This is a genomic window from Flavobacterium sp. (assembly GCF_027483985.1).
Lineage (GTDB): Bacteria > Bacteroidota > Bacteroidia > Flavobacteriales > Flavobacteriaceae > Flavobacterium.
In genome coordinates, this window is sequence record NZ_JAIXTJ010000004.1 from 1 (window position 1) to 17,425 (window position 17,425).

Below are 17,425 nucleotides of genomic sequence, written 5' to 3' on the forward strand. Positions count from 1 at the left end.
AATTCAATGATACGTTCGTTCAAATGGAAGTGTTTTTTAATTAGTTTTTGGCTAAATATTATTAGCTTTGCAATCATTTCAAATTTAATGAAATTAAACAAGCCACTTGATTAAATTCAACATTTAGTTATAAACAAATTTATGTCAATAATTACCCTTACTACCGATTACGGAACAAAAGACCATTATGTTGGTGCTTTGAAAGGGAAAATTCTATCGCAAGATGAAACGGCAAAAATTGTTGATGTTTCGCACGAAGTCGATCAGTTTAATATCAGCGAGGCGAGCTATATTATTGGTTCTGCTTATAATAGCTTTCCAACAGGTACGGTTCACGTAATTGCAGTTGATGTAGAATTGAAAGAAAATAACCTTCACATTGCGATGGAATGGAATGGCCATTTTTTTATCACGGCAGATAATGGCATTTTGAGTATTCTGATCGAAAAAATTAAACCCCAAAAGATAGTAGCCATCAACATTCACGACCGTTTGCTACCCGATGCTACCGATATGGATGTACTCATTACGGTAGCGCTCCATCTCTCTAAAGGTGGTTCGATGAGCGTTATCGGTAAAGAAATTAACACGTTAAAAGAAGTCACTGAACTACAAGCTGTTATGACCAATGATGGCAATACGATAAAAGGTTATGTGGTTTATATCGATCGTTTTGGAAATGCAGTTACCAATATTACTAAAAAAATGTTTCTGGAAGTTGCCAAAACAAGACCTTATGAGGTGACTTTTAAAAGTAAAAAAATAAAAAGTATTTTCGCACGCTATTCCGATTTAGAAGCCATCGATAAAAGACCTTTGTCTGTGGTGAGCGGAATTGCTGTTGCCATCTTTAATGAAGCTGGTTTTCTAGAGATTGGATTGTATAAAAGCAATCCGAAAGTGGCAACAGCTGCCAGTTTACTCGGAATCACGTATAGAGACGCCATATCAATAAATTTTAATTAAAAATAAATGTTTGTTAGAATTGTAAAATTATCTTTTCACGAAGAACATATTCCGGCCTTTTTGGAAAATTTCGAATTAATGAAAAACCACATACGAAACTCCGAAGGAAATCGTTTACTAGAATTGTATCAAGACAAAAATAACCCTTGTATTTTCTTCACCTATAGTTATTGGGAAACCGAAGCTGATTTAGAACAATACAGAACATCTGCCTTATTTGATGAAATATGGACGTTTACGAAAAAATTGTTTAATGATAAACCTGAGGCTTGGAGTGTAAACAAATTAGTAAGTTTAGAATAGTTGTCGGTTCTCAGTTATCAGTTTTAAAAAACAGACAACCGAAAACAGACAACAGACAACAAAAAATATGAAATCAATATTATTAAGAGAAATTAAGTCCTTTTTTGGTTCGCCAATTGGATATTTAGTCATTGCCATTTTCCTGTTACTTAACGGATTATTTCTGTGGGTTTTTGATGGCGAATTTAATATTTTAAATAGCGGTTTTGCCGATTTAACGCCGTTTTTTACCTTATCGCCTTGGATTTTGATTTTCCTGATTCCCGCAGTAACGATGCGCAGTTTTTCGGATGAGAAAAAACAGGGAACGATTGAGCTGTTGATGACCAAACCCATTTCGATTTGGGAAATTGTTGGAGGAAAATTCTTTGGTGCGTTTTTATTAATCGTCATCTCGATCCTTCCAACCTTCATTTATGTTTACGTACTTTATGGTTTAGGAATGCCCGAAGGAAATATCGATATGGGAAGTACGATGGGTTCTTATTTTGGATTGTTATTCTTGATTGCAGCCTATACCTCTATTGGGATTTTTACTTCTACCCTTTCTGAAAATCAAATTGTAGCTTTTATTGTTTCGGTATTCTTGTGTTTTATCTTTTATTATGGTTTTCAAGGCGTTGCTTCACAAATAAAAAGTCTGGAAGATATCATTGCCCTTTTCGGAATGGATTTTCATTTTAAAAGTATGAGTCGCGGCGTTATTGATACGCGAGACGTTCTTTATTTCGTGAGCATCACCATTGCTTTTTTATCTGTAACTGTTTATAAATTAAAATCACTAAAATCATAATGGAAGCTAAGAAGTCAAATTTAAAAGTACTACTTACAACTATTGGATTTTTAGTTGTAGTAAATTTTGCAGGAAACTTTTTCTTTAAACGTTTCGATTTAACTGCGGACCAGCGTTACACCCTTTCTGAAACCTCTTTAAATATTATCAAAGAAGCCAAAGAACCTTTGTATGTTGATGTTTTTTTGGAAGGAAATTTTCCTGGAGAATTCAAAAAACTACAAACCGAAACCCAACAGCTTTTAGAAGAATTTAAAGCTTACAATCCTAATATCATTTTTCAATTTGTAAATCCTTTAGAAAAAGAAGACGAACGCGATGCGGTGATGCAATCGTTTTACGAAAGAGGTTTAACACCTTTAAATGTTACACTTGACGAAAAAGGAAAACAAACACAAGAAGTAGTTTTTCCATGGGCAGTTGTGACTTATGGAAACAAGAGCACCAAAGTACCTTTATTGAAAAATATGTTAGGTGCTTCTACAGCAGAGAAAATTGTAAGTTCCGTACAACATTTAGAATATTCTTTCGCCAATGGTTTCAATACCATTTTAAAAACAAAAGAGAAAAAAATTGCTATCATTAAAGGAAATGGAGAATTAGACGATAGAACTATTGCTGATTTCCTGAAAACCGTTCGTGAAAATTATTACATCGGACCATTTACCTTAGATTCTGTTGCCAAAGATGCTGGAAACACTTTGAAAGCCTTAAAAAAATATGATTTAGCAGTCATTGCTAAACCAACAGAAGCCTTCACCGACCAAGAAAAACAAGTGTTAGACCAGTTTATTATGAATGGTGGAAAAACACTTTGGTTAATCGATCAAGTCAATATGGAAATGGATAGTTTGATGCAAACTGGAGAAAATCTTGCTTATCCAAGAGATTTGAATTTGAATGATATGTTTTTTAAATATGGAGTTCGAATCAAACCAGATTTGGTAAAAGATTTACAAGCAATACCAATTTCATTAGCTACAGGACAGCAAGGCAGCGCTACACAATATAACCAATTTCCTTGGTTATATTCACCGGCAATTTATTCTGAATCACAACATCCAATTGTGAGTAATTTAGACGCCTTAAAATTTGAATTTACAAATCCGATAGAAGTTCTTAATAATGATATTAAAAAAACAGTTTTACTATCATCAACTAAATTATCAAAAGCTGTTGGAACTCCAGTAGAAATTAATTTAAACATAGTTTCTGAAAAACCTGATTTCAAAGAATTCACAGGAAAAGGAAATCTTCCTGTTGCAGTTCTTATGGAAGGGAAATTTCATTCTGTTTATGAAAATCGCGTGTTGCCTTTTAAAGAAAGTAGCTTCACTCCGATTGGAAAAGAGAATAAAATGATTATTATTTCAGATGGAGATGTCATTAAGAACCAGTTGGATAAAAACTACCAACCGTTAGAATTGGGTTATGACAAATGGACCAACAACTTATATGCTAACAAAGAATTCATAATGAATTGTGTGAATTATCTACTTGATGATAACGGACTTATTAACATTAGAAGTAAAGAAGTTGATTTGCCTATCTTAGATAAAGAAAAGGTAGTTGAAGAATACACTTTTTCACAAATCATAACTGTCGGAGTTCCAATTATAATTTTAGCACTATTTGGATTCGTGTTTACATTCTTAAGAAAAAGAAAGTATAGTAAGTAATGTTAATAAAAATCTTTTCAAATTCTATTTCTTTAAGATATATTTGTAAAAAATAACAACAGATGAAGTTTATTGTATCAAGCTCGTATTTATTAAAACAACTACAAGTTTTAGGTAGCGTTATTAACAGTAGCAATACCTTACCCATTTTAGATAACTTTTTATTTGAATTAGATAAAAAATCGTTGACTGTTTCTTCTTCCGATTTAGAAACAACTATGTCAGCTACTTTAGAAATTGAGTCGACTGACAAAGGAAGCGTTGCTGTTCCTGCAAAATTATTATTAGATATTCTAAAAACGTTTCCAGAGCAACCGTTAACTTTTACTGTAGAAGAAAATAGTACTATTGAAATTAGTTCGAATTCTGGTAAATATGCTATTGCGTATGCTCCAGGAGAAGAATTTCCAAAATCAGTTCAATTAGAAGATCCATCATCAACATTAGTTCCTGCAGAAGTTTTAGCAACTGCAATTAGCAAAACTATTTTCGCAGCAGGAAACGATGATTTACGTCCAGTAATGAGTGGTGTTTTCTTTCAGTTTTCACCAGAAGGTTTAATTTTTGTTGCAACAGACGCTCACAAATTAGTAAAATATGCTCGTACTGATGTTAAAGCATCACAAGTAGCCGATTTTATTATGCCAAAGAAACCTTTAAATATATTAAAAAGTATTTTAGGCGCTTCTGATGCAGAAGTAAAAATTGATTATAACGATGCTAATGCGACGTTCTCTTTTGAAAACTATGTATTAACTTGTAGATTAATTGACGGAAAATATCCGAATTATGAAGCCGTTATCCCGAAAGAAAATCCGAATAAGTTGTTGATTGACAGAACACAATTCTTTAGTTCGGTTCGTCGTGTGGCTATTTTCTCTAACAAAACTACGCATCAAATTCGTTTAAAAATTGCTGGTGCAGAATTAAATATTTCGGCAGAAGATATTGATTACTCTAACAAAGCTGAAGAGCGATTGACTTGTGATTATCAAGGTGATGATATGCAAATTGGTTTTAACTCTCGTTTCTTATTAGAAATGTTAACCAATTTACAATCAGACGAAATTCAATTAGAAATGTCGATGCCCAACCGCGCAGGAATTCTAACTCCAGTTGATGGATTAGACGAAGGCGAAACTGTAACAATGCTTGTTATGCCTGTTATGCTTAACAACTAAACATACAATTAACTAACCCAACCTTAAAAACCGTCTTGATTTATTTCTTGACGGTTTTTTAATTTTTAATGCAAAGCCAATATTGGAACTTCACTATTGTAGGACATTTTTTCTGTTAAACTTGAAGTGAATAAGGATGCGAAAAAACTACGTTTGTAGGTTAACATTGCCAGCACATCAATTTCTTGATGGATGATAAAATCAGCTATGGTTTGACTTACCTCTTCATTTGGCAGAATAAAAAACGTAATCGGTTCGTTTTTAAAAAGTTCGTTCCATTCCTTGATGGTAGCATCGGTTCCATCATCTTCTGTATTTTTTACGTACAAACATTTTACGCTTGCTCCTGCAGATTTTGCTATTTCAATCACCTGACGTAAAGCTATTTTATCTTTTTCACGATATCGTGTTGTAAAACCAATAGTTTCTATGTTAGCATATTTGCATTCTTTGGGAATGCTCAAAACTGGAACGCTTAAATTCACTATGGCTTCGCCCGTATTTGTGCCCAAAAATGCTTCTTTCCATCCGGTTGCACCTGAGGTACCCATAACCACAAAATCTATTTTTTCTGTTTTAAGAACCTCGTTAATACTATTGATTAATTCACCACTAACAAGTAGCTGCGAAATTTGAATTTCCTCATAATTATTAGCGGTTGCGATAGCCTTTAACTTTGCTATTTCCTCTTTAAATTTTTTAGTGTTAGAACCTTCTAACGATGCGATAAGTACTTCATAATTTTGTACTTCAAATTGATTGTCAATTAAAGGCAATTCATAAGTATGCAATAGAATTAATTCCGCATCAACTACTTTTGCTAAACCTAAAGCGTGAACGAACGCATTGTTTGCAGTTTCAGAAAAATCAGTTGGAACTAGGATTTTTTTCATATTTAGGTTCTTTAAATAGTTAGGTAAAACTACTAAACTATAACGCTAAAAAATATGATAATTATCATATTTACTGGTATTTATCAGAAAAACTATTTTTAAAAATTCCATTAGAATTCAAAAGGAAATAAAATTTTAAAAATGGTATCTTTGTCGTCTCAAAAAAACTGTTATGATTTACAACGATACTATTGTTGCCTTAGCTACACCTTCAGGTTCAGGCGCTGTTGCCATTATTAGAATGTCAGGAAAAAAAGCTATTTCCATTGCATCGGATGTATTTCAGTCGGTTTCAGGAAAAGATTTAGTGCGTCAAAAAACGCATACCATTCACCTTGGAACTATTGTTGACGGTTCCAAAATATATGATCAAGTACTGGTTTCGCTGTTCAAAAATCCGAATTCTTATACTGGTGAAGATGTTGTCGAGATTTCGTGTCACGGTTCGGTATTCATTCAACAACAAATCATACAGCTATTACTTCGAAAAGGCTGTAGAATGGCTCAAGCAGGTGAATTTACGCTTCGTGCCTTCTTAAACGGAAAATTAGACTTATCCCAAGCCGAAGCTGTTGCCGATTTGATTTCTTCTGATAATGAAGCTTCACATCAAATTGCTATGCAGCAAATGCGTGGTGGCTTTAGCAACGAGATTGCCAAACTTCGTGAGGAATTATTAAATTTTGCTTCCTTAATAGAGCTTGAATTAGATTTTGCTGAAGAAGATGTAGAATTTGCCGATAGAACCCAATTTCACGATTTATTGAATCGAATAGAATTTGTTTTAAAACGTTTGATTGATTCCTTTGCTGTTGGAAACGTCATCAAAAATGGTATTCCGGTAGCCATTGTTGGTGAGCCTAATGTTGGTAAATCTACCTTATTAAATGCTTTGTTGAACGAAGAACGAGCGATAGTTTCTGATATTGCTGGCACCACTCGTGATACTATAGAAGATGAATTAGTGATTGATGGCATCGGATTTAGATTTATCGATACCGCAGGAATCAGAGAAACGATTGATGTTGTTGAAAGTATCGGAATTAAAAAAACATTTGAAAAAATTGAGCAAGCTCAGGTTGTCCTTTTTTTGATAGATAGTTCGCAATTATCGGATAACAGTTTAGAATCGATTAAATCAGAAATTGAGCAAATAAAAAACAAATATCCGTCAAAGACTTTGGTAGTCATCTTTAATAAAATGGACTTAATGAAAAGTGAATTGGTTGAAAATATTAATTCTGAAATTTCGAATGCCATTTTAATCTCTGCTAAAAATAAGATTGGAATTGATCATTTAAAAAATCAATTGTTATCGTTTGTCAATACCGGTGCGTTAAGAAATAACGAAACAATAATCACTAATACAAGACATTACGACTCCTTACATAAAGCTTTAGAAGAAATTCAAAAAGTAAAGTTTGGATTAGCATCCAATATCCCATCGGATTTGATGGCCATTGATATACGTCAGGCACTTTACTACTTCGGAGAAATCACAGGTGAAGTTACTAATGATGAATTATTGGGGAATATTTTTGCTAATTTTTGTATCGGAAAGTAATAATCATTCTCATATTTGTTAACTACCTATTTTTGTTGACTTTATAACAAATATTCTTCTTTTATTTGTTGCCCGATAACCTTTTATTCGTTATATTTGTTGTTCTATTGTTGCCCAATGATAGATTTTGTTGCCCAAATTTAAAGGCGACAATCTTGGCGAAATGATGCTACATATTGCTACACTTCGCTACATTATGCAACACAACGCAACATATTATGAGTAGCAATATGGCAATTCCGAAAACCTGTTCTTATTGTGGTAAGGCTTTTATAGCTAAAACCACTTTAACCAGATATTGTGGCCATACTTGTAATTCCAGACACTACAAACAAAAAGTAAAGGAAGACAAAATTCAAAACTCATTAGTTGAGCAACAGCAAACAATGCAAAGTTTGCCAACCTTGCAAACTGCAAACTCCAACTCTCTTACATCCAAAAACTTTTTATCGGTTCAAGATGCAGCAGAACTAATTGGCGTTAGTCGATGGACAATCAACAGGATGATAAAACGTGGAGAACTGCAAATTCACAAGTTTGGGAGAAAGAAAATAATTCAACGCACACAGATAGATAAACTTTTTAATTGATGGTACAATGAAAGTAACTTTAAGACAAAGACAGAAAGCAAACAAAATTAGCTTGTATCTTGATTACTATAAAAATGGTAAACGAGAATATGAATATTTAGGTTTATACCTCATCCCAGAACCCGAAAAAGGAAAGCTAACACAAGCTCAAAAAGACGAAAACAAAAAAATCCTTTCGTTAGCGGAAAGTGTTCGTTCCAAAAGACATTTAGAAATTCAAAACGGAATGTATGGTTTCAATGACCAGGAGAAGTTAAAAGGCTTCTTCATTATCTATATGGAAACATTAGCCGAAATGAGAATGGAAAGCAAAGGCAATTATGACAACTGGGATAGTACCATCAAGCATTTAAGAAAGTTTTGTCCAAAAGATATTTCCTTCGGGCAATTGGATAGAAAGTTTGTTGAAGGCTTCAAAGACTATTTAACCAAAACAGCAAAGACACCAAGCAATAAAAACCTTTCTGATAATTCAGCACATTCCTATTTCAATAAATTTAGAGCAGCTTTAAAACAAGCCGTTAAAGATGGAATTATCCGTTCCAATCCTGCCGAACAAGTAGACTGTTTACCTCAAGGCGACAGCGAAAGAGAGTTTCTAACACTTGAAGAACTACAAAGCATACTCAAACACGAATGTGAAATTCCAATTCTAAAAACAGCGTTTGTCTTCAGTTGCCTTACTGGTTTAAGATGGTCAGATATAAACAAGCTAGTTTGGTCAGAAGTGCAGCACTCAAATGATTACGGTTGGTATATTCGTTTCAGACAAAAGAAAACCAAAGGCGCAGAAACATTGCCAATGTCAGACCAAGCTCGTGATTTATTAAAAGAAATCGGAGAACCAGAAGAAAGAGTTTTCAAAGGATTAAAATACAGTGCGTGGCACAATCTAAAATTACAACAATGGGTAATGAAAGCCGGAATAAGTAAAACAATAACGTTCCATTGTGCGCGTCATACTTATGCAACTTTGCAACTCACGTTAGGAACTGATATATTTACAGTATCGAAATTACTAGGTCATAAAGACATTAGAACCACGCAAGTATATGCCAAAATAATTGACGAAAAGAAAATGGAAGCAGCTAACAGAATTAAACTCGATTTTTGATATGGAACTAACTATTTTTAAAAGCATTGTTTACGGTGAATTAAAACCCTGGGCAAGCAACGCCATAAATGATAAATTTTACAGACAAAATCTATCAACAAACTTTATTAAGCCTACACCAACTATAAACGAGTACTACAAGGCATTAAAAGAGCTTCACAAAGACAAACCAAACTTATTCAAAGAAGATGGTTTAGAAATCTATATGGCGCAAACAAACACTGATATAAGTCACGAAATACTGCATCCATTAGTAGAAGTTTCTTTAGCAGAACCAATAACAACAACACAAAAGTTTTATCATTTTCTTTTATTCAACGAAGCTACACGTTTGACTGATAGAGTTTTCAAGTCTATGAACAAAGACATTGACGAAATTCAAAAAAAAGAGATCATACAAAACGTTGTAAAGTCGTGTAAAGATATTTTGTTTTGTATTGGAACAGACAAAGAAGACTTTCCAAAAACAGAATTAACCGCCTATGTAATACCTCAACTTATTACTAACGTAATCCGTTTTTTAATAGAAACCGAAAAATTATATCCGCAATATTTGACAGACATACCATCAACTAAAAATGAACTATTTGGAGAATTACTAAAACAACCTATTCCAGAAATTGATTTAGATAAAACAACTCCTGAATTTCAAAAGGTTTACAATATTCTTTTAGGTATTGATGATTTTAAGATACCAAAAAACACTCGTTTATCATTTGGCTTTAACGGAAATACAATCAAATTAAAATCGGTTCTACTAGCTTTAAATAGAATTATTGAGCTGGTTAATGAAGACCATACCTCTGTTGATAATTTAGTAAGCGTATTAACTAGTCTAGACTTAAAACTCGGTGCTCCACAAATACATTTAGGATGCGAAACAACCCAGTTCAGTTATATAATTTCAAAACTAGAACATTATTTCAGCAATTTCAATCCTACTTCAATAGAACAATCAAATTTGTTTTACTCTAAAAAAGGAACACCTTTAAAACGAAATAATCTGTATAAAAACAATATCAAGTTTCCTAAAGAACAAGACAATATTGATGAAATAATTAAACAACTATAAATAAAAACAGTAAGATGAGTAAGATATAGTAGTAAGACATTACTAACTTACTATTTACCATAGCGTTACGCAGGAATTTAGCCGTCAGAAATGATTGTTAAACCATTAAAAACGTAACGCAATGAGTAACGAAATTTTAATTTTAGAAAAGCTCGAAAAACTAGAGCAAAGAATTGGAGAACAAAATCTCCTAATGAAAGAAGTCCTAAACTTCAACGATGCCTGCAACTATTTAGACATAAGCGCATCACACCTCTACAAATTGACCAGTCAGAAATCAATTCCACATTTCTGTCCACAAGGTAAAAAACTCTATTTCAATCGTGCAGAATTAGACGAATGGCTACAGCGCAATCGTCAAACCTCAACCGACGAAATCGAGACAATGGCAGCCAACTATTTACTAACTCACAAAAGAAAGTAAGCGATGCCATTCTACGAACCTTCAGAGAAAATGTTCCAAGAAATCCAAGAACATTTAAAAGAGATTACTGTTATTCTCAAAGAAAAACAGCAAATGAACCCAGACGACTTATTCTGCGATAATCAAGAGTTTATGAAAATTATGAACATAAGCAAACGATTAGCGCAAAGTTGGAGAGACAGCGGATTTATCGGCTATTGTCAGTTAGGCAACAAAATCTATTATCGCCTAAAAGACATTCAAAACCTACTTAACGAAAACTATAAACCGAAGAAAAAATGAGTGAAGTAGTAAACAAACAGCTGATGGTAAGCGTGTATAAAGAGTTTAAATACAACTTGGGAGAAAGAAACCTTATTGATGTTCTTCAAGAAATCAAATCCGATAAATACCAAAGTGAAGTAAATTCAATTCGATACGCATTACACAAAGGAGACGAGAAAACAGCCGATGAAATCAAAAGCAGCTTGAATGGTTTTACAATGTCCGGCACGTTTGGAACAAGTAGAACCAAAAGCAATCTTAACACTTATTCTCAAATGATCGGATTAGACTTCGACCACATTCCAGTTCCAGAACTCTACACTTTAGTTAAGCTAATAAACGACTGCAAATACACGTTCGCATCGTTTATTAGTCCAAGTGGCGAAGGAATAAAAGTATTCATTAAAATCAACTCCAATGCAACACAACACGCTATCGCATACAATCAAGTGGCAACTTTTTATAAAAACCTATCAGGTTATGATTTTGATGCAAAATGCAAAGACATTACCCGATTGTGTTTTGTTTCTTATGATCCAGAGATTTATATAAAGGAGGATGCAACAATATTTGAAGTTAAAGAAGAAGCAATACCACTTCCAAAACCGCAAAAAGTGGAAACAATTTCTTTTGAAGCAACGGACACTTTATTGGACAAATGCCTAAAATTCACAGAACAAAAAGAACAATACACTAACGGCAATAGAAATAACTTCATTCATCTATTTGCATCTAATGCCAATCGTTTCGGGATTTACGAAGCCGATACGCTAGACTATTGTACTACTAATTTCGATTTAGACGAAAAAGAAATCAAAGCATCGGTTCAAAGTGCCTATAAAAATCAGTCGGCAGATTTTGCCAAGTTTGCCGACTTTGCCAACCGTAAACCTGTACAACAAAAAACAAGTAGTAGTAAAGCAAAAAAGGAACCAATAGACGACGAAAACTATTTATTAAATACACCAACTATTCCGCAATCGGTTTACGACAACTTACCTCCTATTCTTAAACAAGGTGCAGAAGCATTCTCCGAACCAAGAGAAAGAGATACGTTTCTAACAGGTGCTTTAGCAATTTTATCGGGTAGTTTACCAAATGTTACTGGTGAGTATGGTGGCAGAACCGTATATCCTCATTTATTTTCTTTCATTCTTGCTCCTGCTGCGTCAGGTAAAGGTGCGTTACAATCTTCTAAAGAGTTAGCCGATAAATACCACGAAGAAGTCCTAAAAAATTCAAGAGAACAAAAAAAAGAATACGACCTAAAAATGGCAGCTTACAAAAAAGCGCAACGTTTCAAAACGAAAGACGACAATACACAAGAAGAAATTCCAGAAGAACCACCATTCAAAGTAGTATTCATTCCTGCCAATACCAGTAATGCAAAAATTATCCAACACTTACAACAAAATGACGGTACAGGTATTATCTGCGAAACCGAAGCCGATACGCTAGGTCAAGTATTCAAAAACGATTGGGGTTCTTATTCTGATTTGTTACGAAAAGCATTCCATAGCGAAAAAATATCCATTTCAAGAAAAACCAATAATGAGTATTTCGAAATTAACAATCCACGTTTAGCTGTTGCACTTTCGGGAACACCTCAACAAGTCTATAACATTATTGCATCTGCCGAAGATGGTTTATTCAGTCGTTTTGTTTTTTATGTTTTCAAAACCAACAGCAAATGGATTGACCCTTCTCCGTATGGTTCAAGAGTGAATTTAACCGACCATTTTGCCAAGTTATCAAACATTGTATATGAAATGGTTTTGTATCTCGATAGTGGCAAAACAAAAATACATTTAACCAAAGAACAATGGGACAAATTCAACCCAACATTCAGCGAGTATTTAAGTCAAATCAGTGCCTTTGTTTCAGAAGATGCCCAAAGTATTGTAAAACGTTTGGGGTTAGTTTTATATAGAATGTGTATGATTTTTACAAGCATTCGTAAATTCCAAGCACAAGAACAAGCAACAGACATTCAATGTTTAGACGAAGATTTTGAAACAGCATCACAACTGATTGAAGTCTATTTAAAACATAATATTCTAATGTTCGAAAACCTACCAAAACAGGAAGACGAAGAAAATGGACCTTTCAAAAAAGGACAAAACAAAAAACTGTTCTTTGATGCCTTACCAAATAATTTCACACGAAAAGAGGCAGTTGAATTAGGTGCTACTTTCAATATAGCAGAAAGAACGGTGGGTTCATTTTTAAAATCTTGTTTAGGCAATTACTTACAACAACCTGAATATGGGACATATACAAAAATCATCTAAAGTCAAACAAAAACAAAAAAAAGAAGTTAAATTTTACTATTTTTGACAAATAACAAACGTTTTGTTTCCATTGCATTTTTTTTTAAAATAAATGAATAAAGAATCACATATAGAAGAATCATTAATTAAGCAACTAACGGAGCTTAAATATACTTATCGACCTGACATAGTCGATAGAAAATCGCTTGAACAAAACTTCAAAAATAAATTTGAAACGCTGAATCGTGTTCATTTAACAGAGAACGAATTTTTAAGGCTAAGAGAAGAGATAATTAATCCTGATGTGTATTCCGCTTCGAAATTGTTGCGTGAAAGAAGCTACTTTCAGCGTGAAGATGGAACGCCTTTGCATTATACGTTGGTGAATAACAAGGAATGGTGTAAAAATGATTTTGAAGTAATTAGTCAGTTACGCATAAATACAGAAAATAGCCATCAGCGTTATGACATTATTTTGCTCATTAACGGTTTGCCTGTAGTGCAAATCGAATTGAAAAAAAATGACATTTCTCCACGAAAAGCGATGCAGCAAATAGTGGATTATAAAAATGAAGCTGGTAATGGCTATGGTAATTCTTTGCTGTGCTATATGCAGTTATTTATTGTAAGCAACAAAACAAACACGTACTATTTTGCTAATAACAAAAATCAGCATTTTGCATTCAATGCTGATGAGCAGTTCTTGCCTATTTATCAATTGGCTGACGAAAGCAATAAAAAAATCACTCACCTTGAATTGTTTACAGATAAATTTCTAACCAAATGTACACTTGGAGAAATGTTAAGTAAATATATGGTGCTTGTAGAGAGTGAACAAAAATTACTCATAATGCGTCCGTATCAGATTTATGCAGTAAAAGCTATTGTGAATTGTATAAAAGAAAACAGAGGAAACGGTTATATATGGCATACTACAGGAAGTGGAAAAACATTGACTTCTTTTAAAGCTTCTACCCTTTTAAAAGACAATCCTGATATAGAAAAATGTTTATTTGTAGTGGATCGTAAGGATTTAGACAGACAAACACGTGAAGAATTCAATAAATTTCAGGAAGGAAGTGTAGAAGAAAACACCAATACCGAAACATTGGTTAGGCGTTTGTTATCTACTGACTATGCCGACAAAGTAATTGTTTGTACTATTCAAAAATTAGGCTTAGCATTAGACGGTTCGAACACAAAAAACTTTAAGGAACGCCTAGAACCATTAAAAAATAAAAGAATTGTTTTCATATTTGACGAATGTCATCGTTCGCAGTTTGGTGACAATCATAAAGCAATAAAAGAGTTTTTTCCGAATGCTCAATTATTTGGTTTTACTGGCACGCCCATTTTTGATGAAAACGCATCTTATCAAATCCGAGAAGGTGAAGAAGCTTCATATAAAACTACTGAAGATATATTTCAACAGAGATTACACGCCTACACCATTACCCACGCTATTGAAGACAGGAATGTATTAAAATTTCACATTGATTATTTTAAAGGCAAAGGCACACAAACTCCAAAACCAGGTGAAGCCATTGCACAACAGGCAGTTATAGAAGCCATTTTAGATAAGCACAATGCAGCAACAAATTTAGGACGTTTCAATGCCATTTTGGCAACGGCTTCCATTAACAACGCCATTGAATATTATCAACTATTCAAAGAAATTCAAAAGAAGAAACAAGCCGAAAATCCTGATTATGTTATGTTGAATATAGCTTGTGTATTTTCTCCACCAGCCGAAGGAAACAAGGATATACAGCAGATTCAAGAAGACTTAACACAAGAAAAGGAAGATAATAAACAAAATCCTGAAGAGAAAAAAGAAGCTCTAAAAACCATTATTGCTGATTACAATCTACAATTTGGCTCAAGTCATACCATCAACGAATTTGATTTGTATTACCAAGATGTGCAAAGACGTATCAAAGACCATAAATACAGCAACAAAGAATATCCACACAAAAATAAAATTGATATTACTATAGTGGTGGATATGTTGCTCACAGGCTTTGATTCCAAATATTTAAACACCTTATATGTAGATAAAAATCTGAAATATCACGGTTTGATACAAGCATTTTCCAGAACCAACCGAGTTTTGAATGACACCAAACCTTACGGTAACATACTCGATTTCCGTTCTCAACAAGATGCCGTAAATTATGCCATTGCACTTTTCTCAGGTGAAGACAAAGGAAAAGCCAAAGAAATTTGGTTGGTTGAATCTGCTCCTACGGTAATTGATAAATACAAAAAAGCAGTAGAAGCCTTAGGCGTGTTTATGCAAGAACATAATTTAGTAAACGAACCGCAGGAAGTATATAATCTAAAAGGTGATGCTGCGAGGATTTCTTTTGTAAAAAACTTTAAGGAAGTACAACGCATTAAAACTCAATTAGACCAATATACCGACATAACTGAAGAACAACAGGCCAAAATAGAAGCTATTTTGCCGAAAGAAACCTTACAGGAGTTTAGGAGTTCATATATAGAAACAGCAAAACAACTAAGGGAAATACAACAGAAAGGTGGAGATGATACACCACCTGAAATTCAACAATTGGATTTTGAATTTGTGCTTTTTGCTTCTTCCGTGATTGATTACGACTATATAATGAACCTAATAGCAGATAGCACACAACAAAAACCTGCTAAAGAAAAAATGACAAAGGCGCAAGTAATAAGTTTGCTGAGTGCCAATGCCAATATGATGGACGAACAGGAAGATTTAACGGAGTATATAAATGGATTGGACTGGAACAGCGGACAAAATGTAGATACGCTAACCAAAGGCTATGATATTTTTAAAATTGAGAAAAACGATAACGAATTGGCAACAATTGCTCACCAACACGGATTGCAAACTGTAGACTTAAAAGCTTTTGTAGATGCCATAATGAGCCGAATGATTTTTGACGGAGAAAAACTCACCGACCTATTAGAACCTTTGGAACTAAGCTGGAAAGAACGCAGAGTAAAAGAATTGGAATTGATGGAAGATTTAGTACCACAATTAAAAAAAATTGCCGAAGGGCGTGAAATATCAGGTTTAACAGCTTATGAACAAAAATAAAAAATTGATACCTGAATACCGTTTTCCTGAATTTAATAATCAGGGCGAATGGAGATACAAAAACGGTGATGAATTATTTGAACCCGTATCAAATAAAAATCATAATTCAGATCTGTCCATTCTCGCTATTACCCAAGAACAAGGTGCTATTCCAAGAGAAATGATAGATTATCACGTTTCTGTGACAGACAAAAGTGTTGAAAGTTACAAAGTCGTCGAAGTTGGTGATTTTATTATTAGTCTAAGGTCTTTTCAAGGTGGAATTGAATATTCGAATTATTTAGGTTTATGCAGTCCTGCTTATATCATATTGAGAAAGAAAATTGATGTAGTAAATGATTTTTATCGATTCTATTTTAAGTCAATTCCGTTCATTCGAGACTTAAATAAAAATTTAGAAGGAATAAGGGATGGGAAAATGGTTAGTTACAAACAGTTTTCAGAAATTTCCATTCCCAACCCTGAAACCATAGAACAACAAAAAATCGCTTCCTGTCTTTCTTCTTTAGATGAAGTGATTGCTGCACACGTCCAAAAGTTGGATTTACTCAAAGCCCACAAAAAAGGATTGATGCAAAACCTTTTTCCGCAAGAAGGGGAAACAGTGCCTAAGTTTCGTTTTAAAGAGTTTAAGAATGATGGGGAGTGGGAAAAGGATACACTTGTAAATATTGCAAAATTCAGAAGAGGGAGCTTTCCACAACCCTATGGGCTACCAGAGTGGTATGATGATAGTAATGGTATGCCGTTTATTCAGGTTTTTGACGTAGATGATAATTTTCTATTGAAATCAAAAACCAAAAGAAAAATTAGTAAACTAGCTGCAAAGCAAAGTGTATTTATACCGGAAAGAACTGTAATAATTACTATTCAAGGTTCAATAGGAAAAGTAGCTATCACACAATTTGACGCATACATAGACAGGACTTTATTGCTGTTTGAAGAATTTTACAATGAAATAGATAAAGTATTCTTTGCCTACGTCCTTTTTATGCTTTTCGAAATTGAAAAAGAAAAGGCTCCTGGTGGTATAATCAAAACAATAACAAAGGAAGTGTTAAGTGATTTTATTATCAGTTTCCCTGAATTCAAAGAACAACAAAAAATCGCTGGTTGTCTTTCATCTTTAGATGAACTTATCACAGCAAAGGCACGTAAAATAGAGCAATTGATGTTACATAAAGCAGGTTTAATGCAGGGATTGTTTCCTAAAATAATTGATTAAAT

At 33.6% G+C, this 17,425-nt stretch carries 15 protein-coding genes; 14 read left to right on the plus strand and 1 reads right to left on the minus strand.

Features of this window, described 5'->3' with window-relative positions; genetic code table 11:
- Positions 1–141 precede the first annotated feature (141 nt).
- The 5 genes from Q0050_RS00180 (at position 142) to dnaN (ending at position 4,922) form a co-directional block, all read left to right on the plus strand.
- Positions 142–966, plus strand: coding sequence for an SAM-dependent chlorinase/fluorinase (locus Q0050_RS00180; protein ID WP_298391494.1), 825 nt, complete (start codon positions 142–144; stop codon positions 964–966).
- A 6-nt stretch (positions 967–972) separates the two neighbouring features.
- Positions 973–1,269, plus strand: coding sequence for a putative quinol monooxygenase (locus Q0050_RS00185; protein ID WP_298391496.1), 297 nt, complete (start codon positions 973–975; stop codon positions 1,267–1,269).
- A 67-nt stretch (positions 1,270–1,336) separates the two neighbouring features.
- Positions 1,337–2,062 (plus strand): gliding motility-associated ABC transporter permease subunit GldF, encoded by a 726-nt coding sequence (gene gldF / locus Q0050_RS00190; protein ID WP_298391498.1) that lies wholly within the window; start codon positions 1,337–1,339, stop codon positions 2,060–2,062.
- A complete protein-coding gene (gene gldG / locus Q0050_RS00195) occupies positions 2,062–3,741 on the plus strand; it encodes a gliding motility-associated ABC transporter substrate-binding protein GldG (protein ID WP_298391500.1) in 1,680 nt (559 codons plus the stop codon). Before gldF ends, gldG begins: the two co-directional genes overlap by 1 nt.
- 62 nt (positions 3,742–3,803) lie before the next feature.
- Positions 3,804–4,922 carry a DNA polymerase III subunit beta gene (dnaN, locus tag Q0050_RS00200; protein WP_298391502.1) on the plus strand — a complete coding sequence of 373 codons (1,119 nt, stop codon included), beginning with the start codon at positions 3,804–3,806 and terminating at the stop codon, positions 4,920–4,922.
- 65 nt (positions 4,923–4,987) lie between these two features.
- Here the strand turns inward: dnaN and Q0050_RS00205 are convergent, their stop codons facing one another.
- Positions 4,988–5,815, minus strand: coding sequence for a universal stress protein (locus Q0050_RS00205; protein ID WP_298391504.1), 828 nt, complete (start codon positions 5,813–5,815; stop codon positions 4,988–4,990).
- Positions 5,816–5,987: 172 nt separating this feature from the next.
- On the opposite strand from Q0050_RS00205, the gene mnmE reads away from it, so the two are divergent.
- The 9 genes from mnmE to Q0050_RS00250 all read left to right on the plus strand — a co-directional run bounded on the left by mnmE (position 5,988) and on the right by Q0050_RS00250 (position 17,423).
- Positions 5,988–7,379 (plus strand): tRNA uridine-5-carboxymethylaminomethyl(34) synthesis GTPase MnmE, encoded by a 1,392-nt coding sequence (gene mnmE / locus Q0050_RS00210; protein WP_298391506.1) that lies wholly within the window; start codon positions 5,988–5,990, stop codon positions 7,377–7,379.
- 218 nt (positions 7,380–7,597) lie between these two features.
- A complete protein-coding gene (locus tag Q0050_RS00215) occupies positions 7,598–7,969 on the plus strand; it encodes a helix-turn-helix domain-containing protein (protein ID WP_298391508.1) in 372 nt (123 codons plus the stop codon).
- A 7-nt stretch (positions 7,970–7,976) separates the two neighbouring features.
- Positions 7,977–9,083 (plus strand): site-specific integrase, encoded by a 1,107-nt coding sequence (locus Q0050_RS00220; RefSeq protein WP_221924525.1) that lies wholly within the window; start codon positions 7,977–7,979, stop codon positions 9,081–9,083.
- 1 nt (position 9,084) lies between these two features.
- Complete coding sequence (locus tag Q0050_RS00225) at positions 9,085–10,155, plus strand: DUF6617 family protein (RefSeq protein WP_298391513.1); 1,071 nt, start codon at positions 9,085–9,087, stop codon at positions 10,153–10,155.
- A gap of 121 nt (positions 10,156–10,276) precedes the next feature.
- On the plus strand, positions 10,277–10,579 hold the full coding sequence (locus Q0050_RS00230; protein ID WP_171222873.1) for a helix-turn-helix domain-containing protein: 303 nt from the start codon (positions 10,277–10,279) through the stop codon (positions 10,577–10,579).
- Positions 10,580–10,582: 3 nt separating this feature from the next.
- Positions 10,583–10,861, plus strand: coding sequence for a helix-turn-helix domain-containing protein (locus Q0050_RS00235; protein ID WP_094168444.1), 279 nt, complete (start codon positions 10,583–10,585; stop codon positions 10,859–10,861).
- Positions 10,858–13,134, plus strand: a complete 2,277-nt coding sequence (locus tag Q0050_RS00240; RefSeq protein WP_298391518.1) for a DUF3987 domain-containing protein — start codon at positions 10,858–10,860, stop codon at positions 13,132–13,134. Before Q0050_RS00235 ends, Q0050_RS00240 begins: the two co-directional genes overlap by 4 nt.
- A gap of 91 nt (positions 13,135–13,225) precedes the next feature.
- On the plus strand, positions 13,226–16,198 hold the full coding sequence (locus Q0050_RS00245; RefSeq protein WP_298391520.1) for a type I restriction endonuclease subunit R: 2,973 nt from the start codon (positions 13,226–13,228) through the stop codon (positions 16,196–16,198).
- Complete coding sequence (locus tag Q0050_RS00250) at positions 16,185–17,423, plus strand: restriction endonuclease subunit S (protein ID WP_298391521.1); 1,239 nt, start codon at positions 16,185–16,187, stop codon at positions 17,421–17,423. The genes Q0050_RS00245 and Q0050_RS00250 overlap by 14 nt, the downstream gene beginning before the upstream one ends.
- Positions 17,424–17,425: the final 2 nt, after the last annotated feature.

What these genes read in the sequence shown, in the direction of transcription:
- Q0050_RS00250 (WP_298391521.1), top strand. Translation starts at nt 16,185, where the DNA reads ATGAACAAAAATAAAAAATTGATACCTGAATACCGTTTTCCTGAATTT.
- Q0050_RS00205 (WP_298391504.1), bottom strand. Translation starts at nt 5,815, where the DNA reads ATGAAAAAAATCCTAGTTCCAACTGATTTTTCTGAAACTGCAAACAAT.
- Q0050_RS00185 (WP_298391496.1), top strand. Translation starts at nt 973, where the DNA reads ATGTTTGTTAGAATTGTAAAATTATCTTTTCACGAAGAACATATTCCG.
- dnaN (WP_298391502.1), top strand. Translation starts at nt 3,804, where the DNA reads ATGAAGTTTATTGTATCAAGCTCGTATTTATTAAAACAACTACAAGTT.
- gldG (WP_298391500.1), top strand. Translation starts at nt 2,062, where the DNA reads ATGGAAGCTAAGAAGTCAAATTTAAAAGTACTACTTACAACTATTGGA.
- Q0050_RS00180 (WP_298391494.1), top strand. Translation starts at nt 142, where the DNA reads ATGTCAATAATTACCCTTACTACCGATTACGGAACAAAAGACCATTAT.
- Q0050_RS00225 (WP_298391513.1), top strand. Translation starts at nt 9,085, where the DNA reads ATGGAACTAACTATTTTTAAAAGCATTGTTTACGGTGAATTAAAACCC.
- mnmE (WP_298391506.1), top strand. Translation starts at nt 5,988, where the DNA reads ATGATTTACAACGATACTATTGTTGCCTTAGCTACACCTTCAGGTTCA.
- Q0050_RS00220 (WP_221924525.1), top strand. Translation starts at nt 7,977, where the DNA reads ATGAAAGTAACTTTAAGACAAAGACAGAAAGCAAACAAAATTAGCTTG.
- Q0050_RS00230 (WP_171222873.1), top strand. Translation starts at nt 10,277, where the DNA reads ATGAGTAACGAAATTTTAATTTTAGAAAAGCTCGAAAAACTAGAGCAA.
- Q0050_RS00245 (WP_298391520.1), top strand. Translation starts at nt 13,226, where the DNA reads ATGAATAAAGAATCACATATAGAAGAATCATTAATTAAGCAACTAACG.
- Q0050_RS00235 (WP_094168444.1), top strand. Translation starts at nt 10,583, where the DNA reads ATGCCATTCTACGAACCTTCAGAGAAAATGTTCCAAGAAATCCAAGAA.
- Q0050_RS00240 (WP_298391518.1), top strand. Translation starts at nt 10,858, where the DNA reads ATGAGTGAAGTAGTAAACAAACAGCTGATGGTAAGCGTGTATAAAGAG.
- Q0050_RS00215 (WP_298391508.1), top strand. Translation starts at nt 7,598, where the DNA reads ATGAGTAGCAATATGGCAATTCCGAAAACCTGTTCTTATTGTGGTAAG.
- gldF (WP_298391498.1), top strand. Translation starts at nt 1,337, where the DNA reads ATGAAATCAATATTATTAAGAGAAATTAAGTCCTTTTTTGGTTCGCCA.